The sequence below is a fragment of the Marinimicrobium sp. UBA4509 genome (assembly GCF_002388575.1).
GTDB lineage: Bacteria > Pseudomonadota > Gammaproteobacteria > Pseudomonadales > Cellvibrionaceae > Marinimicrobium > Marinimicrobium koreense.
The window spans coordinates 54,886-59,124 of sequence record NZ_DGMV01000060.1 but is presented as its reverse complement, the minus strand read 5'-3'; the positions used below and the strand labels follow the sequence as shown (position 1 = coordinate 59,124).

5 protein-coding genes and 1 pseudogene are annotated in these 4,239 nt (G+C 60.3%); 3 read left to right on the top strand and 3 right to left on the bottom strand.

What is annotated here, in order from left to right:
- Positions 1–521 (bottom strand): annotated as a pseudogene (locus tag B3520_RS11625) (histone deacetylase family protein); the annotation flags it as partial.
- Positions 522–561: 40 nt separating this feature from the next.
- On the opposite strand from B3520_RS11625, the gene B3520_RS11620 reads away from it, so the two are divergent.
- On the top strand, positions 562–756 hold the full coding sequence (locus B3520_RS11620; protein ID WP_286806575.1) for a hypothetical protein: 195 nt from the start codon (positions 562–564) through the stop codon (positions 754–756).
- A gap of 74 nt (positions 757–830) precedes the next feature.
- Positions 831–2,150, top strand: a complete 1,320-nt coding sequence (locus B3520_RS11615) for a GGDEF domain-containing protein (RefSeq protein ID WP_286806577.1) — start codon at positions 831–833, stop codon at positions 2,148–2,150.
- 5 nt (positions 2,151–2,155) lie between these two features.
- On the opposite strand, the gene B3520_RS11610 is transcribed toward B3520_RS11615, so the two are convergent.
- Positions 2,156–2,635 (bottom strand): DUF6231 family protein, encoded by a 480-nt coding sequence (locus B3520_RS11610; protein WP_286806579.1) that lies wholly within the window; start codon positions 2,633–2,635, stop codon positions 2,156–2,158.
- 11 nt (positions 2,636–2,646) lie between these two features.
- A complete protein-coding gene (locus B3520_RS11605; protein WP_286806581.1) occupies positions 2,647–3,381 on the bottom strand; it encodes a DUF1499 domain-containing protein in 735 nt (244 codons plus the stop codon).
- A gap of 104 nt (positions 3,382–3,485) precedes the next feature.
- Here B3520_RS11605 and B3520_RS11600 point away from each other — a divergent pair, with 104 nt between their 5' ends.
- Positions 3,486–4,202 (top strand): DUF6445 family protein, encoded by a 717-nt coding sequence (locus B3520_RS11600; protein WP_286806583.1) that lies wholly within the window; start codon positions 3,486–3,488, stop codon positions 4,200–4,202.
- Positions 4,203–4,239 lie beyond the last annotated feature (37 nt).

Below are 4,239 nucleotides of genomic sequence, written 5' to 3'. Positions count from 1 at the left end.
TGAGTGCCATTGCCGTGGTGGACATCGAAATCGGCGATGGCGATCCGCTGCAGTCCGTGCTGCGCCAGCGCGTGGACGGCGGCGATGGCAACATTGTTGTACAGGCAGAAGCCCATGGCCCGATCCGGCTCGGCGTGGTGGCCCGGCGGACGCACGTTGCAGAAGACCGCATCGGTCTCTCCCGCCATCACCAGGTCCACCCCGTAGGCGGCGGCTCCGGCGGCATGCCGGGCGGCCTCCAGAGTGTCGCGACTCAGGTAGACATCGGTGTCGAAGGGCAGAATCTGATCCTCTCCCAGGGTTCTGGCCGCCTCCTCCAAATTGTCCAGGTATTCCGGGTCATGGACCCGCAGCAGTTGCTCCCGGGTGACCGCCGGCGCCTGCTTGTGCAGCAGCAGCCCGTCCAGGCCGCTGGTCAAGAGGCGATTGTTGATGGCATCCAGACGTTCCGGGCATTCCGGGTGGCCGTCTGGCATCCGGTGCCGATGGCAGCTTGGGTGGGAGAGGATGGTCGCCAGCATGGATTGCCTCCGGGTTGGGCACCCATGCGGTGCCGAAACGATGACCGCCGCCCGCGCGAGCGATCCTGAAGTGAGCGGTACGGCGCGGTCCAGCGGCTTTGATCCTAAAGCAGTTGATCTCGCCGAGTCCAGCCCGGCCTTGATCAAAGTCACAAAAGTTGAAATTGACGACATTGTGGGGGAGCATCTTGCGATGAAAACCGCTACCCTAGAGGTGTCAAGAAACTGCTTGTAAAGTGGTCAACAAAACGGCTATGGTTAATATGACTATATGTCGGTCGGTCTACAATAACGAAAAATGGTTTAAATATGACGTCTACGGTTGCCAATAGCTTCAAAAACCGCTTTTTACGGGTGGAGGCGGGACTGGCGCTGCTGATTCTGCTGACGGTGGTCGCCATAGTGGCCGAGCGGCCCATTCTGGAAACCGGATTGGCGCTGGACGGTAGCGACGGAACCGTAGCCCACTACAGTGACGCTGGCGAAGGCGGCGAGAGCCGCTCAGCGGTCATTGATCCCGCCGCCATGAGCTGGGAGTGTGAGCTGGTCGACAGTGATCGGTACATGTTTTGTGGCTTCGAGCTGGTGCTGGATGAGGAGCGTGAAAATGGACTGGATCTGCGTCGGTATGATCAGATCCGGTTCTGGATGGACTATGAGGGTCCGACCGAAACCATCCGCCTGTACTTGAGAAATTACGACCCGCGCTACAGCAAACGCTACGTTAACGACAGCACTAAGTACAATCAGATCGAGTTTGATGCCGATCTGGCCAAAGGCGGCGCCTGGTTGGAGTTCTCCATGGCGGATTTCTTTGTCGCCAACTGGTGGTTTCAGCGCTATCGGATTTCTCCGGATATGGCCCATCCGCAGTTCGATAACATCGTGGTGATCGAGGTACAGACCGGCTCTACCGGGATTCCTGGTGAGCACCGATTCACTTTGTCCCGCATCGAGTTGACGGGCCAGGTCATTTCCACCGAGCAGTGGTACCAGATTCTTGTGGCGGTCTGGCTGATGGCCGCACTGGCCTTTCTGGCGGTGCGCACCTGGCGGCTCAAACAGGAGTTGAGCTTGCGGCATGCCCGCGAACAGGAATTGCTGCAGGTCAATCAATTGCTGGATAGTCGCAGTCGAGCTCTGGAGGATAAAGCGAAAACCGACCCTTTGACCGGGGCGTTCAACCGTCAGGGTATTGAAGAGGCGATTGCCCTGGGGTTGGTGGAGCGGCGCGAGGGTAAGCCCCTGTCACTGATCATGGTGGACGTCGACCGCTTCAAGCCGATCAATGACCACTACGGTCACGCGGTGGGCGATCAGGTTCTGACCGGGCTCTCTTCTCTGGTCAAACACAATATCCGCGGGACCGACCTCTTTGCCCGTTGGGGCGGTGAGGAGTTCGTGTTGGTCTGTCGCGATACCGAACTGCGTGAGGCCGCCGGGCTGGCTGAAAAGCTGCGGGCCCTGTTGGCGGAGGAGGAGTTCGAGCAGGTGGGGCGAATCACCGCCAGCTTCGGGGTCGCCACCTTACGTCAGGGCGAAACGCTGGACGAGATTTTCAACCGGGTGGATCAGGCGCTGTACAAAGCCAAAGAGTTTGGTCGCAACCGTGTGGAGGTATCCTGGTAGTTGGATTACCACCAGGCTTTGCCCCACATTTCCGGGTTGGCCCAGAAGCGCGGGTTGTTCCAGTCCCGCTTGTGATTGTAGTTGCTGATGTTGTAGGTGTAGAGCGTCTGGTTGTGCCCCTCTTCTTCGATACGGGCCTGGCGTCGGAAGCCCAGGCCGATGAAATCGGTGAGGCTCCAGCCGGCACCGTCAGTGACCAGGACGCCGATCTGTCGGGTGCCGTAGTTGCGCAACTGACCGATGAGGGTTTGACCGGCCGAATGGCTCAGATGTTCAAGGCTGCCGGTGACCAGGGCCAGGTCCTGAGTGCGGGGCAGGCTGAGGCCCTGTTCGGTATCGGCGGCATCCAGGCAGGTCAGTTGACACTGGCCGTGGGTATCGTGCCAGCGTTGGGCAATGGCCTGGGCCTGCTCGCCAACGGCGACGATGGAGTCGGGCTCGCAGGCGTCAACGAGGGCGGCGATGGCTTGCGTGCTGGTCTTCATAGCGATCCGACCTACTGAAGCTCTTCCTGTAACTTTTCCATGAACAGCTCAATGCGTCGGGCATTGGCGCCGACGTCGCTGCGGCCCAGGCGGGATTTGCTGCGGACGTCGACCCGGCTGCCGTTTTCATGGGGCTGAATACGGATTACCACGTCGTCTTTGAAGCCGAACCAGAGCGTGGTGTCGGTGGCTTCCACCCGGGCGCTGCCATCGTCGAGCTGTTCGGCGCCGGCCAGATCCCAGGCCTGACCTTCCACAACCGCTTGGGCCGCTTCGAGCACGTCGGCCACGGGCCGCTCGACGATCAGGGGTTGCAGCTCAGGGTAGGCCTCACGTTGCTGCTTGGCCGTCTCCTCGCCAGCGTACTCCGCCGGGTTGGGGGCGTTTTCCCGCAAGGGCAGTATCGCCACAAACGCCGGCGGGTTGTCGAGGTCGGTGGTGATGTCGTGAATCGGGGGCACTGACTGGGCGGTCTGCCACTGGCTGAACGGCAGGTAAAAGCTGAACAGCCCCACCACGGCGGAAATCGCGAGTGCCGAGGTGAAGCGCCCCTGGGGTTTCTGCCAAATGGCGTAGCCGATGATCAGCGGCACGCTGGCAATACCCACATAGGCACCCCAGCGCAGCAGGGTAAACGCCTGCCCGAGATCCAGCCAGCCATTGCGAAAGCTCGGGCCGGCGATGAATACCAGAAACAGCGCCGCAAAGCCGCTTGAGAGTGCCACGATACCGAGTAGTTTTTTCATAGAACCGCCTTGTTGTAAGAGGTGTTGTCCGGATCAAAGACCACGTAAACTGTTCCGGTAAATACGGAGAGCCCCTATTTTCGATCACAAAGCGGATGGCGTCTATGGCTGTGTCCCCGGAACCCTCAGTACAGTTTAACCCCGAAGCCCGGGTCAGAGTGGACCAGGTGGGTGCAGAGCGTCAACCCGTGGTCTGTATTGATGATTTTCTGTTGGGCGCCGGGGCGCTTCGCGAGGACGCGGTGGCGAAAAAGGGCTTCGACAACAACACCGGTTTTTACCCCGGCCTGCGCGCCGCGGCGCCAGGTAGCTACTATCAGGCATTGCAGAACAGCCTGCCGGGGCTGATTGAGCGCGTGTTCGGCATCCACTCCGGGCAGATTGCCAGCGTCGAGTGCTCCTACTCTCTGGTGACCACCCGGCCGGATGATCTGCACCCGGTGCAGCGTATCCCGCACTTTGATTCCAATCGGCCCACCGAGCTGGCCATGATTCATTTTCTGTGTGGCCCGGAACTGGGCGGTACGTCGTTTTACCGCCACCGCGATACCGGTTTTGAATATGTGGACGCGGGCCGTCGGGAGTCTTTTCTGGGGGCGCTGGAAGCGGATGCCAAAGCCGGGCGGCTGCCGCCACCGGGTTATATCAACGGCGATACCGATCAGTTCGAGCGCATTGCGTCTTATGAGGCGGCGTTCAACCGGCTATTATTGTACCGGTGCACGAGTCTGCATTCGGGGAATATTGCGGCGGGGTTCGATTTTGACACCGACCCCGCGAAGGGCCGGTTGTCGATCAATACGTTTTTGTTGAATGGGTAACGGCGGATGCGCCTTCGGCTTATCCGCCCTACGGCCG

Bases quoted from the DNA above. Each gene is read 5' to 3' on its own strand.
- B3520_RS11620 (WP_286806575.1), top strand. From the start codon at position 562: ATGACCGCCGCCCGCGCGAGCGATCCTGAAGTGAGCGGTACGGCGCGG.
- B3520_RS11615 (WP_286806577.1), top strand. From the start codon at position 831: ATGACGTCTACGGTTGCCAATAGCTTCAAAAACCGCTTTTTACGGGTG.
- B3520_RS11610 (WP_286806579.1), bottom strand. From the start codon at position 2,635: ATGAAGACCAGCACGCAAGCCATCGCCGCCCTCGTTGACGCCTGCGAG.
- B3520_RS11605 (WP_286806581.1), bottom strand. From the start codon at position 3,381: ATGAAAAAACTACTCGGTATCGTGGCACTCTCAAGCGGCTTTGCGGCG.
- B3520_RS11600 (WP_286806583.1), top strand. From the start codon at position 3,486: ATGGCTGTGTCCCCGGAACCCTCAGTACAGTTTAACCCCGAAGCCCGG.